The organism is Bradyrhizobium sp. DOA9 (genome assembly GCF_000617845.2).
Classification (GTDB): domain Bacteria; phylum Pseudomonadota; class Alphaproteobacteria; order Rhizobiales; family Xanthobacteraceae; genus Bradyrhizobium.
The window spans coordinates 3,890,633-3,910,738 of record NZ_DF820425.1 but is presented as its reverse complement, the minus strand read 5'-3'; the positions used below and the strand labels follow the sequence as shown (position 1 = coordinate 3,910,738).

At 65.9% G+C, this 20,106-nt stretch carries 23 protein-coding genes; 5 read left to right on the top strand and 18 right to left on the bottom strand.

The features are described 5' to 3' along the window. Positions 1-4: 4 nt before the first annotated feature. The 3 genes from BDOA9_RS18130 to BDOA9_RS18120 all read left to right on the top strand — a co-directional run bounded on the left by BDOA9_RS18130 (position 5) and on the right by BDOA9_RS18120 (position 3,681). The gene (locus tag BDOA9_RS18130; protein ID WP_042336195.1) at positions 5-238 is read left to right on the top strand and encodes a DUF3606 domain-containing protein; all 234 of its coding nucleotides are present in this window, start codon (positions 5-7) and stop codon (positions 236-238) included. A gap of 20 nt (positions 239-258) precedes the next feature. Further along, positions 259-2,496: a glycogen debranching protein GlgX gene (gene glgX / locus BDOA9_RS18125; RefSeq protein WP_025035379.1), complete on the top strand. Its 2,238-nt coding sequence runs from the start codon at positions 259-261 to the stop codon at positions 2,494-2,496. 174 nt (positions 2,497-2,670) lie between these two features. Further along, on the top strand, positions 2,671-3,681 hold the full coding sequence (locus tag BDOA9_RS18120) for a patatin-like phospholipase family protein (protein ID WP_042336193.1): 1,011 nt from the start codon (positions 2,671-2,673) through the stop codon (positions 3,679-3,681). A 223-nt stretch (positions 3,682-3,904) separates the two neighbouring features. Here the strand turns inward: BDOA9_RS18120 and BDOA9_RS18115 are convergent, their stop codons facing one another. Beyond that, positions 3,905-4,342: an NUDIX hydrolase gene (locus tag BDOA9_RS18115; RefSeq protein WP_025035377.1), complete on the bottom strand. Its 438-nt coding sequence runs from the start codon at positions 4,340-4,342 to the stop codon at positions 3,905-3,907. A gap of 280 nt (positions 4,343-4,622) precedes the next feature. Here BDOA9_RS18115 and BDOA9_RS18110 point away from each other — a divergent pair, with 280 nt between their 5' ends. Next, entirely contained in the window at positions 4,623-4,838 is a 216-nt protein-coding gene (locus BDOA9_RS18110; protein ID WP_025035376.1) for a hypothetical protein, read from the top strand. Between the two features lie 36 nt (positions 4,839-4,874). On the opposite strand, the gene BDOA9_RS18105 is transcribed toward BDOA9_RS18110, so the two are convergent. Then, positions 4,875-5,273 (bottom strand): hypothetical protein, encoded by a 399-nt coding sequence (locus tag BDOA9_RS18105; protein WP_052363094.1) that lies wholly within the window; start codon positions 5,271-5,273, stop codon positions 4,875-4,877. After that, the gene (locus tag BDOA9_RS38875) at positions 5,270-5,443 is read right to left on the bottom strand and encodes a hypothetical protein (protein WP_192859581.1); all 174 of its coding nucleotides are present in this window, start codon (positions 5,441-5,443) and stop codon (positions 5,270-5,272) included. The genes BDOA9_RS18105 and BDOA9_RS38875 overlap by 4 nt, the downstream gene beginning before the upstream one ends. 168 nt (positions 5,444-5,611) lie before the next feature. Here BDOA9_RS38875 and BDOA9_RS18100 point away from each other — a divergent pair, with 168 nt between their 5' ends. Further along, positions 5,612-5,800, top strand: a complete 189-nt coding sequence (locus BDOA9_RS18100) for a hypothetical protein (RefSeq protein WP_025035374.1) — start codon at positions 5,612-5,614, stop codon at positions 5,798-5,800. A gap of 21 nt (positions 5,801-5,821) precedes the next feature. On the opposite strand, the gene BDOA9_RS18095 is transcribed toward BDOA9_RS18100, so the two are convergent. From BDOA9_RS18095 to BDOA9_RS18025, 15 genes are all read right to left on the bottom strand, one after another. Continuing rightward, entirely contained in the window at positions 5,822-6,292 is a 471-nt protein-coding gene (locus BDOA9_RS18095; RefSeq protein ID WP_025035373.1) for a metallophosphoesterase family protein, read from the bottom strand. Positions 6,293-6,382: 90 nt separating this feature from the next. Beyond that, positions 6,383-7,750 (bottom strand): sensor histidine kinase, encoded by a 1,368-nt coding sequence (locus tag BDOA9_RS18090; RefSeq protein WP_025035372.1) that lies wholly within the window; start codon positions 7,748-7,750, stop codon positions 6,383-6,385. After that, complete coding sequence (locus BDOA9_RS18085) at positions 7,725-9,179, bottom strand: sigma-54-dependent transcriptional regulator (protein WP_025035371.1); 1,455 nt, start codon at positions 9,177-9,179, stop codon at positions 7,725-7,727. Before BDOA9_RS18085 ends, BDOA9_RS18090 begins: the two co-directional genes overlap by 26 nt. Continuing rightward, positions 9,176-10,876, bottom strand: coding sequence for a hydrogenase maturation protein (locus BDOA9_RS18080; RefSeq protein ID WP_025035370.1), 1,701 nt, complete (start codon positions 10,874-10,876; stop codon positions 9,176-9,178). Before BDOA9_RS18080 ends, BDOA9_RS18085 begins: the two co-directional genes overlap by 4 nt. Before the next feature lie 8 nt (positions 10,877-10,884). Continuing rightward, positions 10,885-11,925: a hydrogenase expression/formation protein HypE gene (hypE, locus tag BDOA9_RS18075; protein WP_025035369.1), complete on the bottom strand. Its 1,041-nt coding sequence runs from the start codon at positions 11,923-11,925 to the stop codon at positions 10,885-10,887. Then, positions 11,922-13,064 carry a hydrogenase formation protein HypD gene (hypD, locus tag BDOA9_RS18070; RefSeq protein WP_025035368.1) on the bottom strand — a complete coding sequence of 381 codons (1,143 nt, stop codon included), beginning with the start codon at positions 13,062-13,064 and terminating at the stop codon, positions 11,922-11,924. Before hypD ends, hypE begins: the two co-directional genes overlap by 4 nt. After that, complete coding sequence (locus tag BDOA9_RS18065) at positions 13,061-13,297, bottom strand: HypC/HybG/HupF family hydrogenase formation chaperone (protein ID WP_025035367.1); 237 nt, start codon at positions 13,295-13,297, stop codon at positions 13,061-13,063. Before BDOA9_RS18065 ends, hypD begins: the two co-directional genes overlap by 4 nt. Beyond that, positions 13,297-15,552 carry a carbamoyltransferase HypF gene (gene hypF, locus BDOA9_RS18060; RefSeq protein ID WP_192859580.1) on the bottom strand — a complete coding sequence of 752 codons (2,256 nt, stop codon included), beginning with the start codon at positions 15,550-15,552 and terminating at the stop codon, positions 13,297-13,299. The genes BDOA9_RS18065 and hypF overlap by 1 nt, the downstream gene beginning before the upstream one ends. Positions 15,553-15,554: 2 nt before the next feature. Then, positions 15,555-16,454 carry a hydrogenase nickel incorporation protein HypB gene (gene hypB / locus BDOA9_RS18055; protein WP_025035365.1) on the bottom strand — a complete coding sequence of 300 codons (900 nt, stop codon included), beginning with the start codon at positions 16,452-16,454 and terminating at the stop codon, positions 15,555-15,557. Next, on the bottom strand, positions 16,454-16,795 hold the full coding sequence (hypA, locus tag BDOA9_RS18050; protein WP_025035364.1) for a hydrogenase maturation nickel metallochaperone HypA: 342 nt from the start codon (positions 16,793-16,795) through the stop codon (positions 16,454-16,456). The genes hypB and hypA overlap by 1 nt, the downstream gene beginning before the upstream one ends. Next, positions 16,788-17,876 carry a hypothetical protein gene (locus BDOA9_RS18045; RefSeq protein ID WP_025035363.1) on the bottom strand — a complete coding sequence of 363 codons (1,089 nt, stop codon included), beginning with the start codon at positions 17,874-17,876 and terminating at the stop codon, positions 16,788-16,790. Before BDOA9_RS18045 ends, hypA begins: the two co-directional genes overlap by 8 nt. After that, positions 17,873-18,385 (bottom strand): [NiFe]-hydrogenase assembly chaperone HybE, encoded by a 513-nt coding sequence (gene hybE, locus BDOA9_RS18040; RefSeq protein ID WP_025035362.1) that lies wholly within the window; start codon positions 18,383-18,385, stop codon positions 17,873-17,875. The genes BDOA9_RS18045 and hybE overlap by 4 nt, the downstream gene beginning before the upstream one ends. After that, a complete protein-coding gene (locus tag BDOA9_RS18035; RefSeq protein ID WP_025035361.1) occupies positions 18,382-18,591 on the bottom strand; it encodes a rubredoxin in 210 nt (69 codons plus the stop codon). Before BDOA9_RS18035 ends, hybE begins: the two co-directional genes overlap by 4 nt. Beyond that, positions 18,588-19,451 (bottom strand): hydrogenase expression/formation protein, encoded by an 864-nt coding sequence (locus BDOA9_RS18030; protein WP_025035360.1) that lies wholly within the window; start codon positions 19,449-19,451, stop codon positions 18,588-18,590. The genes BDOA9_RS18035 and BDOA9_RS18030 overlap by 4 nt, the downstream gene beginning before the upstream one ends. Then, positions 19,448-19,894 carry a hydrogenase accessory protein gene (locus BDOA9_RS18025; protein WP_025035359.1) on the bottom strand — a complete coding sequence of 149 codons (447 nt, stop codon included), beginning with the start codon at positions 19,892-19,894 and terminating at the stop codon, positions 19,448-19,450. The genes BDOA9_RS18030 and BDOA9_RS18025 overlap by 4 nt, the downstream gene beginning before the upstream one ends. Between the last annotated feature and the right edge of the window lie 212 nt (positions 19,895-20,106).

The following is a 20,106-nucleotide window of genomic DNA, read 5'->3' as shown; positions in this document are numbered from 1 at the left end:
GGCCATGCGCCGCCCGAAGCCGCAACCGATCCGCAACAAGCTCGACCTGACCGACCGCACCCAGGTGCGCCTCGTCAAGAAACGGCTCGGACTGTCGGACGCCGAGCTGATCGCGATCGTTGGACGTATCGGCAACTCCATTCCGGCCATCAGCAAGGAGGCCGCCCTGCAGAAAACCAGCGCGCTGTCCAAGCCGGCCGACGTGGAGCCCCTTGCCGCGACTGCGCCGATATCCTGACGGGCAATTCGGGGGCAGAGATGGACCAGCCAGCACATCCGGACGACGCCCTGACGCGGGCGGCCTCGCGCCTGCGCCGCACCCGGATCACCGAAGGCAGACCCTTCCCGCTCGGCGCCACCTGGGATGGCCTCGGCGTCAATTTCGCGCTGTTCTCCGCCCATGCCACCAAGGTCGAGCTCTGCCTGTTCGACGATGCCGGCGAAACCGAGCTCGAGCGCATCGAGCTGCCCGAATATACCGACGAGGTCTGGCACGGCTATCTGCCCTCCGCCCGCCCCGGCACCGTCTACGGCTATCGCGTCCATGGTCCTTACGAGCCCGACGCCGGCCACCGCTTCAACCCCAACAAGCTCGTGCTCGATCCCTACGCCAGGCAGCTGGTCGGCCAGCTCCGCTGGGGGCCGGAGCTGTTCGGCTATCGGCTCGACCACGCCGACAAGGATTTGTCCTACGACGAGCGCGACAGCGCGCCCTTGATGCAAAAATGCCGCGTCATCGATCCTGCTTTCACCTGGGGCGTGGCGCGCAAGCCGGAAGTGCCATGGGAGCGGACGATCGTCTACGAGATGCACGTCAAGGGCTTCACCCAGCTGCACCCGCTGGTGCCGGAAGCCGAGCGCGGCACCTTCTCGGGCCTCGCGCATTCGGAAGTCTCGGCCTACTTGCGCTCGCTCGGCATCACCAGCGCCGAGCTGCTGCCGATCCATGCCTTCGTCGACGACAGCTATCTGGTCGAGAAAGGCCTGCGCAATTACTGGGGCTACAATTCCATCGCCTTCTTCGCTCCTGATCCGCGCTACCTCAAGGCGACGTCCGCGAACGAGTTCAAGGCCATGGTCAACCAGTTTCACGCCCATGGCATCGAGATCATTCTCGACGTCGTCTACAATCACACTGCCGAAGGCAACGAGCTGGGCCCGACCCTGTCGTTCAAGGGTATCGACAATGCGAGCTATTACCGCCTGCTGCCGGACAAGAAGCGCTACTACATCAACGACACCGGTACCGGCAACACCGTCAATCTCTCGCATCAGCGCGTGCTTCAGCTCGTCGCCGATTCCTTGCGCTACTGGGCGACCGAGATGCGCGTCGACGGCTTCCGTTTCGACCTCGCCACCATCCTGGCGCGCGAACCCTATGGCTTCGATGAAGGTGGCGGCTTCCTCGACGCCTGCCGCCAGGATCCCGTGCTCTCCAGCGTCAAGCTGATCGCAGAGCCCTGGGACATCGGTCCCGGCGGCTACCAGGTCGGCCAGTTTCCGCCGGGCTGGGCCGAGTGGAACGACAAGTTCAGGGACACCGTACGCGCCTTCTGGAAGGGAGATCCGGGCACGCTGGCCGATTTTGCCAAGCGCGTCTCGGGCTCCGGCGACCTCTTCAACAAGCGCGGTCGCCGGCCCTGGGCCAGCGTCAATTTCGTCACCGCGCATGACGGCTTCAACCTCAACGATCTCGTCTCCTACAACGACAAGCACAACGAGGCGAATGGCGAGGACAATCGCGACGGTCACATCAACAACCATTCCTGGAATTGCGGCGTCGAAGGGCCGACCAACGATCCGGAGATCACCGCCTTGCGGGAGCGCCAGAAGCGGAATCTGCTGGCCACGATGCTGCTGTCCCACGGCACGCCGATGCTGCTCGCGGGCGACGAGTTCGGGCACAGCCAGAACGGCAACAACAATGCCTACGCCCAGGACAACGAGACCACCTGGCTGAACTGGATGGGTATCACCGCGAACGGCCGCAGCCTGCGCGAGTTCGTGCGCAAGCTGATCGCCACCCGCAAGGCGTTTCCGATCCTCTACCGCAGCCGCTTCCTGGTCGGTTCGCACAACGAGGAGCTCGACGTCAAGGACGTCACCTGGCTGTCACCATCCGGCGAGGAGATGGCGACGGAGCAATGGCAGGACGGCAATGCGAAGTGCTTCGGCATGCTGCTCGACGGCCGCGCGCAGGAGACCGGGATCAAGCGCCGCGGCTCGGATGCGACCATGCTGCTGGTCTACAACGCGCACCACGACGTCGTGAACTTCACCCTGCCGGAGGTCACCGACGGACGCAGCTGGCTCGGCCTGATCGACACCAATCGGCCCGACGCGCCGATGGCCGAATTCGAGTTCGGGCATGCTTACGCGGTGACCGCGCGCTCGCTCGTGGTGTTCGGCCTGGCGAACGACAGCATCGCGACGCGGCGCCTCCGCCAAGGCCTCGGCGCGCTCATGGACATCGCCGACACGCCTCTGCCCGAGTAGCCGCGTCGTTCGAGCCTTTGGAACACCGCATCGGGAGCCGCGTTCAATGTCGAAATCGGAGGTTTGAGAGGAGATATCGATTGCTCACCGCCGCTCTTGTGATCAATCCCTCCTGCCACTATGCGCGCCGTTACAGGAGTGCTCCGACGTCCCGGCTGGCAACTGGCGCCCATCTTGGCTGACAGTGCACCTGGACCAGGCGGCGCGGCCGCAGCCGAGCGTCCTCTCACCGCAGTCGTGTTCTCCGGCGGCCTCGGCCTCGGCGCCTATCATGGCGGTGTGTTTGAAGCACTCATTTCGCTTCGGCTGCCAATCGACTGGGTGACCGGTTCGTCGGCTGGAGCCATCACCGCTGCGCTGATCGCGGGGAGCGCGCGCGACGACCGGCTCCAGAACCTGCGCAGCTATTGGCATGCGCCAAGCAGTCCGGCCGACGTGCCGAACCCGGGCCGCCATGCGTTTGCGTGGCTGAACTCGATCAATACGCGCGTGCTGGGACACTCCGGCTTCTTCCACCCCCGCCTCCCGCTCCCTGCATCTCACTTCGGCGGCCTCTACGATCTCGGCCCGACCCGCGAACGCCTTCAGCGCTTGATCGATTTCGGACGTCTGAACGGCGGCGATTTGCGCATCACGATCTGCGCCACGGACGTCGAAAGCGGCGATGCCGTGTTGTTCGACTCCGCATCGGAGCGGATCGAGATGGACCACATCATGGCGAGCTGCGGATTCCTCCCCGAATTCGCTCCGGTGCAGATCGCGGGCCGCTGGCTTGGCGACGGCGGGTTCTCGCTGAACGCGCCGTTCGATCCGATCCTCGATACTGCAGGCCCGCTCCGCCTCTATGTGATCGATCTGTTTCCGCGCGATGGCAAGGTCCCTGACGGACTCGAGGCCGCTTCCGAGCGCAAGAGCGACCTGACCTTCGGCAATCAGACCTTCCAGCGCCTTGGCTACGCGCTGGAGGCCCGTCAGCTCCGCGCCGAGCTCCAGGACCTCCACTACGAGGACGAGGTCTATCTCATGAGCTACCGCCCCGGCCGCGAGGAAGCCGGGCCCGAGAAATCCTTCGACCTGTCGGAGACGGCCATGGCGCAGCGCTGGCGCGCCGGCTTTCTGGACATGCAATATGCCGCAAGCCTCACGCCAGCTCCGAACGAGATCTGCAGCGTGCGGCGGCCCTAAAGCGCGACGCGATTTGGATGGGCTATCGCATACGACCCATCGGGGTCGCCTGCGCGCACGCCTCGTCCTTCGGGACGGCGCTTACGCGCCTCCTCAGGATGAGGCTGATCAGCATCGGTGCTCGTTGAAACTGCGGCCGCGCACTCTGTCCTCCCCCTGAGGAGCCCGCCTCAAGCGGGCGTCTCGAAGGATGGCCGCCGGGAAAAGCGATCAATGCCACTCCTCACCGGCTCAGCGGCAAGGTTGCCTCGCGCGCCGTCTGCGCCGCGAACCGGGCGATCAGGCGCCGAAGCTGCGCCTTGTGCACCAGGCGCGCCGCCGTCTTGGGCGAGACCCAGATCGCTTCCCGCTCACCCTTCTCGGGCCACCAGCGCTCCCGCCCGTGCACCTTCATGGGGAAGACCGCAACGTTCATGGTCTGCTTGCGATCGCCTTTTCGCTTGCGATGCTTGAAGCTGCCCAATGCGCGCGTGGCCACGACACCGACCAGGCCCGCCTCCTCATAGGCCTCGAGAGCAGCCGTCAGGTGCGGCTCCTTGTTGCGCATCGGCGAGCCCTTTGGGACGCTCCACCTGCGCTTGCGCCTGGTCGTGATCAGCATCACCCGCAGCTCGGACTTGTCCAGCCGAAACGGCAGAGCGGCAAATTGCTTCTTTCCCATCAGGCGCCTCCAACTCGCGTCTGATAAGCGGGCGCCGCAGCCATGGTTCCTGTTTTGCGAAGTGGCGCGTTAAGCGAGCGAGACATTCGTCGGCACGCATGCGCGATTGGCTATCGGCTTCATTCACCGATAGGAACGTTCGATATCACGTTGCGTCTGTCGTCCACACGATGGAGATGCACATGCCGAGAAGATCGTTCTTGCTTTGGGTGGATTGTCGACCCTGAGTAACCTCAGGGAAATCGCATAAAGCGTAGCGACGAAAGCCAGAGAGGCGATCATGGCATACGCCCTGTTCAAGGACGGAGACAAGGTGAGCCGCACGTTTTCGACCAAGGAGGAAGCGCTGGAGAAAGCCGACGAGGCGGGACTGGTCGAGCATGCCGAGGGCGAGGCGGTGCTCCAGGACGGGTTAAAGATCAGGCCTTGCCCGGCTGACCCCCAGCCTCGCGACGATGCAGACCTGGACTGGACGCCGGTCAAGCCGGCGTCCTGATCAAGGGTTCAGCATCATGGGCTCAGCATCGTGAGCTCAGCATCCCTTGCAGATGCTTTTGATCTTTCGATCCGCCTCGGAATTGCGCGAGGTCTCGGAGCGAATCTGGTCGTCGCCCTCGAGCGAGGGTCCGGGCGTGACCGTCCCATCGATGCGTCCGACATTGGCGCCCCCTGCCGGATTGCCGGGTCGCCCGACCGTCGTCGATCCGCGCGGGCCTGCGCCGCCACTCGACTGAGCCGTCCCCGCCGAATTGGTTCCCGGCGCCGACGACGTGCTCCCGGCCGCCCCGCCACCGGCGCTTCCTCCCGCGCCGCCGCCACCTCCCTGCCCCCATGCGGGCCCGGCGGAGGCGGTGGCCAGCACGGCGGCCAGCACAAGACCCGTCATGCGCATCGAGCGTCTCTCACTGCGTCTGTCGAGGTCGAGCATCATCGATCCTGCTGGTAGCCCTGGTTGGTCGTGTTCTGCTTGATGTTGCCGTGGCGGCCCTGGGTGTCGAAATTCTCGCGGCCCGGCACACGTTCTTCCACTTCGGTTGCCGGATCTGCGCCGGGTCCCTTGTTGCTTCGCTGCTCTTCGGGGACGGGAGGCATTTTTGACATCTTTTGCTCCTGTATCGCTTCGCGATCCTGACATGGAGCAATGAATTGACATCCGGAGTCGTTCCTGAGCCGATCGCCGCAGCCGGAACCATGACGAAGCCGCTGGAACGAGCTGATCCTGCTCGGGTTGTTGCCCTACCGGCACGCGCAAATCCCGGGAGAGCACACATGCCAAAGGCGACCGACCCTGAAACCGACCCGCGCGAGACACCGCTTGACGATCCGCGCCAGCAGACGGACATGCCGACCCATCGGCAAACCACGAAACCCTGGCAAGGCAATCCCGAGAAGGACCAGATCGATCCGAAACGGCCGCCGGCGGACCTGGAGCGTTGGCAGAAATCGAAGACGCACTAGGCAGCGGCCGCTGGCCCAGCGTCAGATCCTGTCGAGATCATGAATGACGGGCCGCAGCGGCCCGCCGGAACCGAGCTCCAGAGTTGCCAGCGTAATCGGCAGCTTGAAGCGCCGCTTCCCTGCGCTGCCTGGATTCAGATAAAGCACGCCGTTGACGGTTTCGATCCGTGCACGGTGGGAATGCCCTGAGACCACGACGTCGATGCCGCGCTCAGCAGGATCGATCGTCAGCGCGTTGAGGTCGTGCAGGACGTGGAAACTGAAGTCGCCGAGCCGCAGCGTTTGGGTTTCGGGAAAGCGTTCGGCCCACGCGCCCCGGTCGACATTTCCCCTGATCGCGGTGACGGGCGCGATGCGGCAAAGCCCATCCATCACAACCTGGGTGCCGATGTCGCCGGCGTGGATAATGTGCGCGACGCCGGCGAGGCAACGCTCCGCCTCCGGCCTCAGCAGTCCATGCGTGTCGGCGATCACTCCAATCCTGAACGTCATGTCAGCTCATCGTTAATGTCGCACGAATTCGTGGAAACGGCTGGGCTTGCCGCCTCGCCGCCCCCGCTGAGACCGACAGGGGCCGGCCGCCTACGCCGCCGGTAACGCGAAGGAGAACATCGCGCCGCCGTCCGGCTCGTGCGCGGCGACCAGCTCGCCGCCATGCTCCCGCACGATGCCATAGCTGATCCAGAGGCCGAGCCCGGTGCCTTCGCCGACCCGCTTGGTCGTGAAGAACGGCTCGAAGATGTGGCTGATGTGATCCTTGTCGATTCCGGGACCGTTGTCCGAGATCCGGAACAGGATTTCCTCGCCCTTGCGCGCCGCGGAGACGACCAGCCGCGGCGCCTCGGTGCCGCGCATCGCGTCGATCGCGTTCTCCACCAGGTTGACGATCACCTGGTGCAACTGCCCCTCGTTGCCCGAGACCCACAGCTCCGGCTCGATCTCCAGCTGCAGATCGATGCGCACCTGCTTGGTGCGCACCGCCCACAGCACGGCGGTGTTGATGAGCCGCTCGATATTGACGCGCTCGACCTCGCCCAGCTTGCTGAAGGACAGCCGGCGCAGGTTCTTCACGATCTCGCTGATGCGGACGGCACCTTCCATGGTGCCTTCGATCAGCGGGCCGAAATCCTCCAGAATCTCGTCGATGCGCAAGCTCCGCCTTTGCGCCGAGAGATCTCCGGCGTTGCTCTTGCCATGGACCGCGTCGAGATAGGCCGTGATGGCGGTGCGGTAGCGCATCAAAGTGTGGACGTTGCCATAGACGAAGCTGATCGGGTTGTTCAGCTCGTGCGCGACCCCCGCGACGAGGCGGCCGAGGCTCGCCATCTTCTCCTGCTCGACCAGTTGCCGCTGCGCGCGCTGCAGCTCGTGATGCGCCTTGTGCAGCTCCTCGTAGGCGCGGCGAAGCTCACCGATCGGACGTCCCGTCAGCACCACGCCGATGAAGCGGCCGCGATGGTCGTGGCGCGGGGATGCGTTGATCGCAAACAGATCGGAACGGCCGCCCTGGCGCGAGAACCGCAGCTCGCCGTCGACGACGTCGGAGGCGCTGCGCGGCTTGAGCAGCGGAACCAGCTTGACCTTGTCAGGGCCATCGATGACATCGGCGATGTTTCTGCCGACGATGTCCGCAACGCTGCAGCCGAGCGTCTGCTGGAACGCCGAATTGACCTGCTGCACCAGCCCTTTCGCATCGCAGACGATAAGGATGTCGGAAACGGATTCGATGACGTTGGTGACGAAGGCCTGCGCCTCCTCGAGCTCCGCATTCTTGTGCTCGAGGTCGACCTCGTAGCGCAGGAGGTCGGAATAGACCTCGTCCATCTTGCGGATGACCTCGATCCAGGCGCCTTCGCGCTCCTGGTCGAGCTCCATCGCACCGCGATTGGTGATCAGCTTGAGCAGCGGTGCGGTCTCGCCGGCCTCAGGAGGATGGATCGGCTTTGCCATTCTTTCTCAGATCATACCTGGACAGCTTGTTTCTCAGTCCGACACGCGACAGCCCGAGCTCGGTTGCGACCCGGCTGATATTGCCTTCGTATCGCTCCAGACAGTTGATGATAACCGACTTCTCCAGATCTTCCACCTTGTCCTTGAGCGTCGCGGAGCCGTTCAATCCGCCCTGGAGTGCGGCCGCCGGCTGCCTGCCGTTGCGCCGGCCGAGCAGCGGAGGCGCCTGCAAGTCATCCGCATCCGCCAGCACCACCATGCGCTGGATCTCGTTCTGCAGCTCCCGGACATTGCCGGGCCAGTGGTAGTTGGCGAATGCCTCCAGCGCCGAGGCCGCAAAGCGCAGGTCCGGCCGGTTGAAGGAGGTCTTCACCGACGACAGCACCCCTTGCGCGATCAAGGGAATGTCCATGCGCCGCTCGCGCAACGCCGGCATGTGGACGGGAAACGCCGCCAGGCGGTAGTAAAGATCGCGCCGGAAGCGGCCGGCCTCGACCTCGGCCTCGAGATCCCGGTTGGTCGCGGCCACCACGCGGACGTCGACCTTGCGGACCCGCTGCGCGCCGAGGGGGCGGATCTCGCTCTCTTGCAGCACGCGCAGCAGCTTGACCTGGAAGGCCGGCGAGGTTTCCCCGATCTCGTCGAGGAAGATGGTCCCGCCGTCGGCGACCTCGAACAGGCCGATACGGTCCTGATAGGCGCCGGTGAAGGCGCCCTTCTTGCAGCCGAACAATTCGCTCTCGAGCAATTCATCCGGCAATGCGCCGCAATTCTCGACCACGAAGGCCTTGCCGGCGCGGGCGGAGCCGTAGTGAATGGCGCGCGCGAGCAGCTCCTTTCCGGTCCCGGACTCACCCGTGATCAGCACGGAGATGTCGTAGTCAGCGGCGCGTTTTCCGAGCTCGATCACCTTGTGCATCGGACTGTCCATCGAATGCACGATGCGGTCGAAATCATAGAGCTGCTTGGCGACGCCGCGCTTGACGGACACGACCTTCTTGATGTGCCCGGGAGTCGCCTTGACGTCGACGCCGGCCGTTTCCGTCTCCTTCTGCAGGCGATAGAGCTGGACCGCCTCCTTGACCGTGTCGACCAGCCGGTCGGGCTGCCAAGGCTTTGTGATGTATTGATAGATGCCGGCCTCGTTGAGGCCGGCGATGATGTCCTCGGAGTCCGAGTAGCCGGAGATGATCATCCGCACCGGATCGGGCCAAAGCTCGCGCACGCGCTTCAGGAAGCTCACGCCCGACTCGTGCGGCATGCGCTGGTCGCAGAGAATGGCGTGGACGATCTCCCCCTCCAGCAGCTTCTCCGCATCGGCCGCATTGCCGGCGCAAAGCACCTCGAAATCCTCCTTGAGCACGCGCCGCAGCGCCTCCTGCGAACGGACCTCGTCGTCGACGACGAGAATGGTTCCCTGGACACTCATGAGGGCACCGCCATGCGCTGGGCCCGTTCGGTCGCGCGCCGCGAGCGGTGGTTGGCGATGGTCAGCGGCGTGCGCGACTTCGGCACCTTTTGGATGAAGTTGTAGCGGGCGACGTGGTAGCTCGGATCGAAGCCGTAGAAGTTGAGCCGCATCCGCCGCAACTCCTCGTCGCGGTAGGCCTGCAGCGGCTTCTCGCTCTCGTCCGCTTCGCGGCGTCTCCTCTTGTCGGCGAGACAGAGTGCAAAGCCTGGGTCCGAGCCTGCATCAGCAGCGAGCTTCAGGAGAGCGTCGCGCGCAAGCTCGTTTCCAGCGAGCACACGATCGACGATCCCGAGGCGCTGCGCCTCGGCGACACCCATCGGCAACCGGCACTGCGTAATCCGTCTCGCGTTCTCCGCGCCCGCGCGGCGCGGCAACAGATAGGTCCAGTATTCGGAGCCGAACAGATTGCCCATGTCCTTGTAATGCGGATTGAGGACGACCTGATCACCGGCCCAGACCTCGTCGGCCGCCAGGCTCAAGAACACACCCCCGGCGCCGGCGTTGCCTCGGATGACGGATATCACCAGCCGGTCCGTCGTCTCGATGACGGCGCGTGCAAGATCGTCGATGGCATTGATGTTGCGCCAGGATTCATCGGCGGCGCTGTCGGCGGCCTCGATCTCGGCCAAATGAATCCCGTTCGACCAATAGTCGCTGCCGCCGGTCAGAAGCAGCACCTTCGTCGGGCGCGCCAGTGCGGTCCTATAGGCGTGCAGCAGCGCTTCGCAGTCATCGGTCGACATCGCGCCGTTGTAGAAGGAGAACTGCAACTCGCCGACCTCGCCATGCTCGCGGTATTGCAGTGGCGCATAACCGCAATCCGGCCGCCGCGGCAGGCGCGCGGCTTGCCCGGCGAACACCTTTGCCGCAGATCGCTTCAAGCTCTTCGGGGCCAGCTGCCGCACATGGCCGATCCAGACCGCCCCATCGACCGTCGCGCACGCCAAGGCACCATCGCATTGCGCCACGATCGTCCCGGGAACACCGGAGATGCCGTGCGCTTCATGGACGTCGAAGAGCCGCACGTCCTGGAAGAACAGGCTGTCGATCAGGCCGGGCATGCCGTCGGCGCTGTTGATCTTGCGCAGCACGATCTCCGTCGTGTCGTGCTGCCAGTCGATCGCCCGGTCGGACTGGCGGCAGGGCCCGCGCACGCGAATGCGCGCGTCGCCCTCCCGCATCGGGTGCGGCGTCGGCTGTCCCGCTTCGATCGCAGCGATGGCTTCCAACACCGCATCGACCGCGCCCGATGTCACCTCGTTGCGGTAGATGCTGGATTTCGCGGCGCGCCGCAGCGGGAAGGAGCGGAACGCCCACACTGGACCGGCGTCGAACTCGCCGGTCGCCTGCAACACGGTGACGCCCCACTCCGCCACGTCTTCGAGAATGGCCCAGTCGAGCGCCGCCGGGCCGCGGTCGCCGGGCGGACCGGGATGGACGATCAGGCAGCGCACGCTGCGCCAGACGTCTTCGGGAATGGCCCGCTTGAGGAACGGCGCGATCACCAGATCCGGCCGGTAGAGCGCGACGCTTTCGCGCGTGACATCGGCATGGATGTCGAGCTCGACCGAAACCTCATGGCCGCGCTCGCGCAGCTCGACATGCAGGCGCTGCGTCAGGCTGTTGAACGAATGCGAGAGCAGCAGGATGCGCATCGTGGGCCTCAACAAATCCGCGGCAATTGCTCGCCCGACAGCCAGTCGACGATCCGCCCGCCGCCGAAGCTCGTCGCCATCTGCACGAAATGGTGGTCGTCGGCGACGGCCTCGCCGATGTCGGCGGCATCGCGGCCGAGCGGATGCGCCCGCATGGCGGCGAGCACCGTGCCGGCGACATCAGGCGCGACGATCGCAACCAGCTTGCCCTCGTTGGCGACATGGAGCGGATCGAGCCCGAGCAGCTCGCAGGCCGCCGCCACCCCCGGCTTCACCGGGATCGCCTCCTCCTGGAGGTGGAAACCGACATCGGATTGCAGGGCGATCTCGTTCAGCGTGGCGGCGAGCCCGCCGCGGGTGGGATCGCGCATCAGGCGGATACCCCGGCCGCCGGCTTCCACCATCCTGGCGACGAGATCGTTCAGCGCCGCCGAATCCGAGACGATCTCGGTCTCGAAGGCGAGATTCTGCCGCTTCGACATGATGGCGACGCCGTGGTCGCCCAGCGTGCCCGAGATCAGGACGCGATCGCCGACCCGCGCGTTCTCGGCCGAGAGATCGAGCCCGTCGGGCACGATCCCGACCCCCGCGGTCGAGATGAACAGCCCGTCGGCCTTGCCGCGCTCGACCACCTTGGTGTCGCCGGTGATGATGTGGACGCCGGCCTCGCGCGCCGCCTGCCCCATCGACTCCGCGATCAGCTTGAGATCGGCGAAGCGAAATCCCTCCTCGATGATGAAGCTCGCCGAGAGATAGAGCGGCTTCGCACCGGCCATGGCGATGTCGTTGACGGTGCCGTGCACCGCGAGCGAGCCGATATTGCCGCCGGGGAAGAACAGTGGCGAGACCACGTAGCCGTCGGTCGTCATCACCATCCGCCCGGCACCGACGTCGAACGCCGACTGGTCGTTGCCGCGCGCCAGCCATTCATTGCCGAAGGCCTCGTGGAACAGGCCCGAGATCAACTGCGCCATGGCGCGGCCGCCCGAACCGTGGGAGAGGTCGACACAGCCGTTCCTGATATCGAGCTTGCGCTGATAGGCCCTCATGACGCCCGCCTCTGCTGATGGTCGCGGAAGCGGCCGTAGGTCCAGTGCGCAGCGCAGGCGCCTTCCGAAGAGACCATGCAGGAGCCCATCGGCGTCTCCGGGGTGCAGACGGTGCCGAACAGCTTGCAATCGACCGGCTTCTTCACCCCGCGCAGGATGGCACCGCATTCGCAGGCCGGATTGTCGTCGACGCGAAGCTCGTTCATGCCGAAGCGGATTTCGGCGTCGTATTTGGCGTAAGAGCGCTTCAGCTTCAGCCCGCTATAGGGCACCTGGCCGAGCCCCCGCCATTCGAACTGATCGCGCAGCTCGAAGATGTCGGACACTTCCTCCTTGGCCCGCAGATTGCCGTCGCGGGTGACGGCGCGGCTGTACTGGTTCTCGACCTCATGCCTGTGCTCGTTGACCTGCCGCACCAGCATCAGGATGGCCTGCATCATGTCGAGCGGCTCGAAGCCCGAGATCACCACCGGCTTGCCGAACTCTTCGGCGAAGAACTCGTAAGGCGCCGTGCCGATGATGGTCGAGACGTGGGCGGGTCCGACGAAGCCGTCAATCTCGACCCGGCCGATATTGCGGATATCGGGGCTCTCCAGGATGTTCTGCATCGCCGGCGGCGTCAGCACGTGGTTGCAGAACACGCTGAAGTTTTCGAGCTGCTTCCTCTCGGCGAGCCGTATCATCACCGCGGTCGGCGGCGTCGTGGTCTCGAAGCCGATCGCGAAGAACACGACCTCGCGCCCGGGATTCTCCTCCGCGATCCCCAAGGCGTCGATGGTGGAATAGACCATGCGGATGTCGGCGCCGCGCGCCTTCGCCTTCAGCAGCGAGCCGCCCTGCGAGCCCGGGACGCGCATCAGGTCGCCATAGACGCACAGGATGATGTCCGCACGCTCCGCGAGGCGGATCGCCATGTCGATGCGCCCGGCCGGCAGCACGCAGACCGGGCAGCCGGGACCGTGGATCATCCGCACGTTCTTCGGCAGCATGTCTTCCAGGCCGTAGCGCGAGATCGCGTGGGTGTGGCCGCCACAGAACTCCATGAAGCGATAGGCTCGTCCGGCGTCGGCCTCGGCCCGGATCGCCTTGGCAAGACCGAGCGCGATCTCCTTGTCGCGAAACTCGTCGGCATATTTCATGGCGAGACCCCCTGTCCTTCGGCGCTGAGCTCGCGCAACAGCTCGAGCGTCCGCCGGGCCTCTTCCGGATCGATCTTGGTCAGGGCATAGCCGACATGGATGATCACGTAATCGCCGACGGCGAGGTCCTCGATCAAGGCGACCGAGATCTCCTTGCTGACGCCGTCGATCGAGACGATCGCCATCTGGTCGGGCAGCAGCTTCGTGACCTCTGCCGGGATCGCGAGACACATCAGGCGGTTCCTTCCAGGGCTTGCCGTTCGAGGAGCGTTAGCGCGGCGATCCAGGCCTGACCGAGGCTGAGGCCACCGTCATTGGGCGGCAGCTGGCGTTGCAGCAACGGCACGAGGCCGGCTGCGCTGCAGCCGCGCTCGATCGCGGCACTGAGGATCGCGTTGAGGAAGCAGCCGCCGCTCAAGGCAACGGTCGTGATGCCGGTCGCAGCTGCTGCGCGATGGATCCAGTCGACGCAGGCTGCGGCCAGCGTGCCGTGGAACAGCTCGGCACCTTCGACCGGATCAATCTGCTCGGCGGCCAAGCGCGCAAACAGCGGAGACAGGGACAGCACGCCGCTTTCGATGGTCCAGCCGTCCTCCGCGACACCAAGTGTGCGGACACGCGCTTCCAATTTCATCGCGGCCTCGCCCTCGTAGCTTTGCACCGGGCAAAGACCCAGCAGCGCCGCCGCCGCATCGAACATGCGGCCTGCGCTGGTCGTCGTCGGCACGCCCGGCTGGTCGAGCATGGTGCCGAGGCGCGCGGCTAGCGGCTGTGCACCGAACCGGGTCGCAATCGCGTCGCCATGCCCCAGGCCAAGCAGCACGCTCGCGGCCATGCGCCACGGCTCGCGCGCGGCGCGATCGCCACCGGGCATCTTCATCGGCGCCAGATGCCCGAGCCGCCTGAATTGAGCGCCATCGCACAACAGCAGCTCGCCGCCCCAATTGCCGCCGTCGCTGCCGTAGCCGAAGCCGTCGAGGATCAGCGCCAGTGCCGGCTCCGCGACGCCATGTTCGGCCAGCACGGAAGCCGCATGGGCATGGTGGTGCTGAACCGCGATCAGCGGCTTTCCCCTGGACTCGGCGAAGCGGGTCGAAGCCATGTTGGGATGCAGGTCATGGGCAATGACGACCGGCTCGACGTCGAGCGTCGAAAGCAGGTGATCCACCGCCTCCGCGAAGAAGCGGACGCCTTCCGCCGTGTCGAGGTCGCCGATGTGCTGGGAGACGAAGGCTTCGTTGCCGCGCGTGAGCGTCACCGTCGATTTCAATGCGCCGCCGACGGCGAGGATCGGCGGCACCGAGCGGGCGAGGCGAACCGGCTCGGGCACGTAGCCGCGGGCGCGGCGGATGAATTGCGTCCGGCCCGCGACGAATGCGGCCACGGAATCGTCGGCCCGGGTGACGATGTCGCGGTCATGCGTGACGATGAGATCGGCAATGCCGGCAAGGCGCCGCTCGGCCTCGCGATTGTCGATCAGAAGCGGCTCGCCGCCGGGATTGGCACTGGTTGCGACGATCGCCCAGCTCCCGCACGCCCGCCGGTAGCCCGCATTCAGGGCGTCGAAGATCAGGTCATGGAGCGGCGTGACCGGCAGCATGACGCCGAGGCGCGACAGCTCCGGTGCGATGGCCGGCGCGAGTTGGTGGCGCGAGGCCATCAGCACGATCGGCCGCGGCGACGTCTGCAGCAGAGCGAGCTCGGCGGCATCGGCCTCGGCGATGTCGGCAACCGCCGCCACCGAGCCGACCATCACGGCAAAGGGCTTTTGGTCGCGCTGCTTGCGCCGCCGCAGCCGCCGCACGACGTCGTCGTCGCGGGCATCGCAGAGCAGCTGATAGCCGCCGAGCCCCTTGATCGCCACGATCTTGCCGCCCGCGATCGCGGCGGCTATGTCCGCGACCTCGTGGCTGAGCCGCGGGCCACAATCCGGACAGGCGATCGCCTCGGCATGGAAACGGCGGCTGCTCGGATCGGCGTAATCGTCCGCGCAGGCTCTGCACATCGCAAAGCCCTTCATTGCCGTGGTTGCGCGGTCATAAGGCAGCCGCTCCGCAATGGTGTAACGCGGGCCGCAATGGGTGCAGTTGATGAACGGATAGCGATAGAAGCGGCTGCTCGGATCGAACAGCTCGCGCAGACATTCGCCGCAGGTCGCGGCGTCGGCGACGATGCGGGTCGATACCCTGCCCTGCTCGCTGGCGCGGATGCAGAACTCCGCGCTCGCGACCGCGCCGACCGGCTGCACCGAAATGTCGTCGATCCGGGCCAGCGGGGGCTTTTCGAGCCGAAGCGCGGTGACGAAGTCGGCGGCACGCTCGCCCTCGACCTCTATGACCACCCCGTTGGGATCGTTGGCGACGAAGCCGCCGAGACGATAGCGCGTGGCGAGACCGTAGACATAGGGACGAAATCCGACGCCCTGCACCGCGCCGCGCACGTGCAGTCGCAACCTCCTCCCGTCCTGCGCGCCCGTCGCTCCGTTCATCGTCAACCCTGCGCAGTCCTCTCAGCCTGCTTCAGCTTCGCCCAGCGCTTGCGGATCCAGGCATAGAAGGCGGAAAACCCCTCGCCCGTGCGCGCCGACACCGTCAGCACCTCGATGCCCGGATTGACCCGCCGCGCATATTCAATCGTCCTGTCGAGGTCGAAATCAAGCACCGGCGCGAGGTCGATCTTGTTGATCAGCATCAAGGAGGAAGCCGCGAACATGTCAGGATATTTCAGCGGCTTGTCCTCGCCCTCGGTGGTCGAGAACACGACGATCTTGCAGGCTTCGCCGAGATCGAATGCCGCCGGACAAACGAGGTTGCCGACATTCTCGATGAACAGCAGGCCGCCGTTCAGCCAGGGCAGCCGGTCATAGGCCTCGCCGACCATGGCCGCATCGAGGTGACAGCCCTTGCCGGTGTTGACCTGGATCGCCGCAACGCCGGTGGCGCGGATGCGCTCGGCATCGTTGGAGGTCTGCTGGTCGCCCTCGATCACGCCGATCGGAAAACTGTCCTTCAACTCCGCGACCGCCCGGACGAGCAGCGACGTCTTGCCGGCGCCGGGGCTCGAAACCAGGTTGAAGACGAGCACCCCGTCGGCGCGGAAGCGCGCGCGATTGTCGGCCGCGAGCCGGTCATTCTTGCCGAGAATGTCGCGTTCGACCTGGATGATGCGCTCGCTGCTCATGCCGGGAATCGTCTGCCCGGCCGGGTTGGCGCCGCGGTCGAGCAGTCCGGCATCGCCGGGCGCGAGATCGTGGTGATGGTCGTGGTGGTGGTCGTGGTCATGCCCATGACCGTGATGGTGATGATGGTGATGCCCATCGTGGCCATGATGATGATCATGCGCATGTTCGATGGATGCCTTGCCGTCGCTGCAGCCGCAGACCGTACACATCAGTCGACCTCCAATTCCCGCACGCGCATCTCCTCGCCGCCCGTGACCTGCAAATGATAGCCGCCGCAGGACGGGCACGGCTCGTAGCGCTGCCTGATCTCGACGCTCCTGGAACAGTCCATGCACCAGGCCGTGCCCGGCGTCTCCACGATCTCGAGCCGTGCGCCTCGCGCGATGGTCCGCGCGGCAACGGCCTCGAAGCAGAACTTCAGCGCCTCCGGCGCGACATGGCTGAGCGCGCCGATCTCGAGGCAGACCACGTTCACCTTGGCGAAGGCGCGCTTGCGCGCCTCCTCCTCGACGATGCCGATGATGCCCTCGCACAGCGCCATCTCATGCATGGCCCACCTCGCGGAAATCGAGCTTGAAACCGACGCAAGGGTCGAACGCGCCGACCAGCGTGCGAACCGCGTCCTGGCCGCGCCGGCCGGCGGCCAGCATCGCACCCTTGAGACTCCGGACCAGCGGTCCGCGTGCGTGGAAATTCCACTCGGTCGGCGCCAGGAATTCGAAGCTCACGATGCGTTCCGCCTCGTCGAGCGCGACCGCGTGGTAGAGCCGGCCCCGCGCACACTCGACCGCGGCCGCCGCCTTGCCGGCGCCCAGCCGGTAGCTCGCAACGACACCGTCGTCGAGGTCAGCCTCGCCATGATCAAGCCAGGCGCAGAGCCGCGCGACCTCGGCGATTCGCGCCTCGAGCCGCGCCGTCGGTCCCGCCGCCAGCGGCACGGGCTCGCGCTGCGCCCGGCGCGCCCAGACGCCGGTCTCCGGAATTCTGCCGCAGAGGTCGGGCGCATCGGAATAGGCCGGCCCGTCCGCGAGCAGGCGCGTGACGATGTCGAGATCATCGGCGGTCGTCAGGAATGATGGCTCGGCCGCCGGCGGCGACAATGCCTTGCTTTCGCAGCGTGCGACATAGAGGGCGAGCGTACTGCCGGGCGCGAGAGCCGGACCTTCGCCAACAATCCCCAGTGAGGCCAGCGCAGCCTTGATCTGTGCCACGGCCTCGCGCCGCGAGCCTTCCGGTACGCCTTCGCTCGCCACGCCGAGAACCGCGCTCGCCTGCATCATGGCGCGGACCGCACCGGCGCTGCCGCCATCGAGCGCAATTGCTCCGACGAACAGGCCCCGCAACAACTCGGTCAGGCGTTCGGCAACGACCGCCGTGACGCGGCGGCGTGCAGTCGCTGGCGTCGCCTCCTGCCCGGAAGCGGTCTCGATCGCCGTCAGATACGCCGTCTGATGTGCGACCGAGCAGAGCGAGAACAGCCGCGGCAGCACCGGAACCAGGGACGACGCGGGCTTTCCCGCAAACAGCCGCGTCAGCGGCGGCCGGCTGCGCGGCCGGATCGCGACATCGGCGATGGTGGCGCCGGCGAGCCACACCGTGATGTCGATCTCGTTGCGGAAGACCAGGCTCATCCGCGCCGCTCCGTCAAGGCCCCGCGCAGGAAGTTGCGCCGATCGATCTGACTTGTTGCGGGCGCGCGGCGGCGGACCGCTTCCTCGCTGTCCGCGGGCAGCATCAGCTCCGCAAGCGCAGCTTCGGCCGTTGCCCGCGCAGCTGCCATATCCGCGAACTCGAACATCGGCGAGAACAGCGAGCAGCTCGCGACCCGGCCCATTTGCCCGATCTCGCTGAGGGTGAACTCGATGTCGCCCGCGGGAAAGCGGATTCGCACGCTGGTGCCCGCCGTCTCCCGCGCCGCGCTCGCCGGCATTACCACGTTCATGAACCACGGCGTGACCATGATGCCGACCATCGTGCCATTGAAGGAGCAGAAGCCGACCGCCTCGACGCCGAGCGCATCGTTGTAGATCGGCAGATCGCGCATCGCGCGATCGCCGATCTCGCGATAGCTTGCGGCCAGGAGCTCGCCCCACGCCGCGGCGTCCGGGTCGCGAGCAGGATTGGGCACGCTCCCCGTCATGCCTCGATCGCCATGAACTTGGATTTGGGCGCGTCGCAGTTCGGGCAGTGCCAGTCCTCCGGCAGCGCCGCGAACGGCGTGCCGGGCGCGATCTGGGCGACCTCGTCGCCGTCGGCGGGATCGTAGACGGTCCAGCAGATGCCGCATTCGAGCCGCGTCACGTCGGCCACGTCCTGGCGCACGCCAAAATTCTCGAAGGCGCTCATTTGAAATAGGCCTCGATGATTTCCTGCAGCCGCTCGGCGGAGTCCTCGAAATCCTCGTCCGCCGCGAGCGCGACGGTCGGCACGCCGCCGACTTCCAGCGTGTCGAGAATGATGGTGTCCATGGCGTTGAAGAACTGTACCGACCAGACATTGCGGATGCCTGTCGACAGCACCCGGCAGGTGCCGTAGCCGCGCGACACCAGCTGGATCGGTCCGTTCCGGATCGTGTCCTGCAGGAAGCTCATGTCGACCGGGCTCATCGGCAGCAATGTGAAATTGATGATCTGCGAGCGAGTGCCGGGCCGCCAGGCCAGCGCGCGCTCGCGGATCTCCGCGAGTACCGGCAGCACGTTCATCGCCCCCTCCGGCACCTGTCCGATCTCGAAATCGGCGGACGTCAGGTCGGCCGCCGCGCGCTTGACGATCTCCGGGATGGCGCCGATCTCGACATATTCGGAGGCCGCGTCGGTCTCGAGCCGCACGCGCCAGATCCCCGCGAGCACCGATTCCTGGATCTGCGCCAGCGAACCGTCCGGAAGCGCGACGACGCCGCCGACCTCGCCCTCGCCGAGCACGTCCGCGACGAGCTTGCTCTCGAGATCGTTGAGGTTGGCGAGCCGGAACAGCTGGTTCGGTCCGTCCGCCTTTTGCTCCGCGATGGCCGCCGCCATCTTCGAGAGCAGCGCCACCGCGTTCGGGCAGCGCCCGGCAAGCTCCGCGCTGTCGAGCGTTGCGAGCCGCGCGAGCGCGCCAGCGGCCGTCAAGCTGCCGCTCGACGCATTGAGACTCTCCTCACCGATCGGAAACACGCTGACCGGTTGCTCGGCGCCTTCGGGCGCATCCCAGAAGCCCACCTTCATGGCGCGATACCTTGTGTGCGATGCTGGGGAACGATGTTGACCGCGACGGCGGCGCTCTGCCCGCGCGGCCTTTCGATCAGCGTCGTGATGCGGTCGATATAGACCGACCAATCCTGGATCTTGGCGATCAGGCCCAGTGTTTCGCCCTTGGCGACGAAGATCAGCGTCGGTTGCACGCGCACGGCGAAGCGCTCGCCCAGCGCTCGCTCGGCATCGCGTGCGATGACCGCGCCACGCAGCCGGCCTCCGAATGCGGCGATCAGCTCCGGCAGCACCACGGCGACGTCGATCGCCTCGGGAAAGCGGTTGGGATCGCCTGCGGACAGCAGCACCGCGATCGCACCGGCCCCGTCCGCTCCGCCCAGAAACTCATCGACCGTCGCGGCATCGACCTCAGGCAGACCGTGCCGCGTCAGATCATGTTTCCCCACCTGGAATTCCATCAGACCTCCCCCTGGCAAGCTTATGTTTTCGCTTCGAAATGGGGTTAGCAAGGCACATGCCAGGATAGACTAGCAATCCGCCCGGATTATCCATTTGATCTACATCATGTATTTTCGAGCCCACATAAGGGCGCATACATCGATGGCAAGATACTTTCCAGTTTTGCATGGAAGTCATCTTTGCAGATAGAAAGATGACTTCCAGGAAGCCT

Excerpts from the sequence above, each read along its gene's own strand:
- BDOA9_RS18130 (WP_042336195.1), top strand. The coding sequence starts at position 5 with ATGCGCCGCCCGAAGCCGCAACCGATCCGCAACAAGCTCGACCTGACC.
- glgX (WP_025035379.1), top strand. The coding sequence starts at position 259 with ATGGACCAGCCAGCACATCCGGACGACGCCCTGACGCGGGCGGCCTCG.
- BDOA9_RS18115 (WP_025035377.1), bottom strand. The coding sequence starts at position 4,342 with ATGGGAAAGAAGCAATTTGCCGCTCTGCCGTTTCGGCTGGACAAGTCC.
- BDOA9_RS18110 (WP_025035376.1), top strand. The coding sequence starts at position 4,623 with ATGGCATACGCCCTGTTCAAGGACGGAGACAAGGTGAGCCGCACGTTT.
- BDOA9_RS18105 (WP_052363094.1), bottom strand. The coding sequence starts at position 5,273 with ATGATGCTCGACCTCGACAGACGCAGTGAGAGACGCTCGATGCGCATG.
- BDOA9_RS38875 (WP_192859581.1), bottom strand. The coding sequence starts at position 5,443 with ATGTCAAAAATGCCTCCCGTCCCCGAAGAGCAGCGAAGCAACAAGGGA.
- BDOA9_RS18100 (WP_025035374.1), top strand. The coding sequence starts at position 5,612 with ATGCCAAAGGCGACCGACCCTGAAACCGACCCGCGCGAGACACCGCTT.
- BDOA9_RS18095 (WP_025035373.1), bottom strand. The coding sequence starts at position 6,292 with ATGACGTTCAGGATTGGAGTGATCGCCGACACGCATGGACTGCTGAGG.
- BDOA9_RS18090 (WP_025035372.1), bottom strand. The coding sequence starts at position 7,750 with ATGGCAAAGCCGATCCATCCTCCTGAGGCCGGCGAGACCGCACCGCTG.
- BDOA9_RS18085 (WP_025035371.1), bottom strand. The coding sequence starts at position 9,179 with ATGAGTGTCCAGGGAACCATTCTCGTCGTCGACGACGAGGTCCGTTCG.
- BDOA9_RS18080 (WP_025035370.1), bottom strand. The coding sequence starts at position 10,876 with ATGCGCATCCTGCTGCTCTCGCATTCGTTCAACAGCCTGACGCAGCGC.
- hypE (WP_025035369.1), bottom strand. The coding sequence starts at position 11,925 with ATGAGGGCCTATCAGCGCAAGCTCGATATCAGGAACGGCTGTGTCGAC.
- hypD (WP_025035368.1), bottom strand. The coding sequence starts at position 13,064 with ATGAAATATGCCGACGAGTTTCGCGACAAGGAGATCGCGCTCGGTCTT.
- BDOA9_RS18065 (WP_025035367.1), bottom strand. The coding sequence starts at position 13,297 with ATGTGTCTCGCGATCCCGGCAGAGGTCACGAAGCTGCTGCCCGACCAG.
- hypF (WP_192859580.1), bottom strand. The coding sequence starts at position 15,552 with ATGAACGGAGCGACGGGCGCGCAGGACGGGAGGAGGTTGCGACTGCAC.
- hypB (WP_025035365.1), bottom strand. The coding sequence starts at position 16,454 with ATGTGTACGGTCTGCGGCTGCAGCGACGGCAAGGCATCCATCGAACAT.
- hypA (WP_025035364.1), bottom strand. The coding sequence starts at position 16,795 with ATGCATGAGATGGCGCTGTGCGAGGGCATCATCGGCATCGTCGAGGAG.
- BDOA9_RS18045 (WP_025035363.1), bottom strand. The coding sequence starts at position 17,876 with ATGAGCCTGGTCTTCCGCAACGAGATCGACATCACGGTGTGGCTCGCC.
- hybE (WP_025035362.1), bottom strand. The coding sequence starts at position 18,385 with ATGACGGGGAGCGTGCCCAATCCTGCTCGCGACCCGGACGCCGCGGCG.
- BDOA9_RS18035 (WP_025035361.1), bottom strand. The coding sequence starts at position 18,591 with ATGAGCGCCTTCGAGAATTTTGGCGTGCGCCAGGACGTGGCCGACGTG.
- BDOA9_RS18030 (WP_025035360.1), bottom strand. The coding sequence starts at position 19,451 with ATGAAGGTGGGCTTCTGGGATGCGCCCGAAGGCGCCGAGCAACCGGTC.
- BDOA9_RS18025 (WP_025035359.1), bottom strand. The coding sequence starts at position 19,894 with ATGGAATTCCAGGTGGGGAAACATGATCTGACGCGGCACGGTCTGCCT.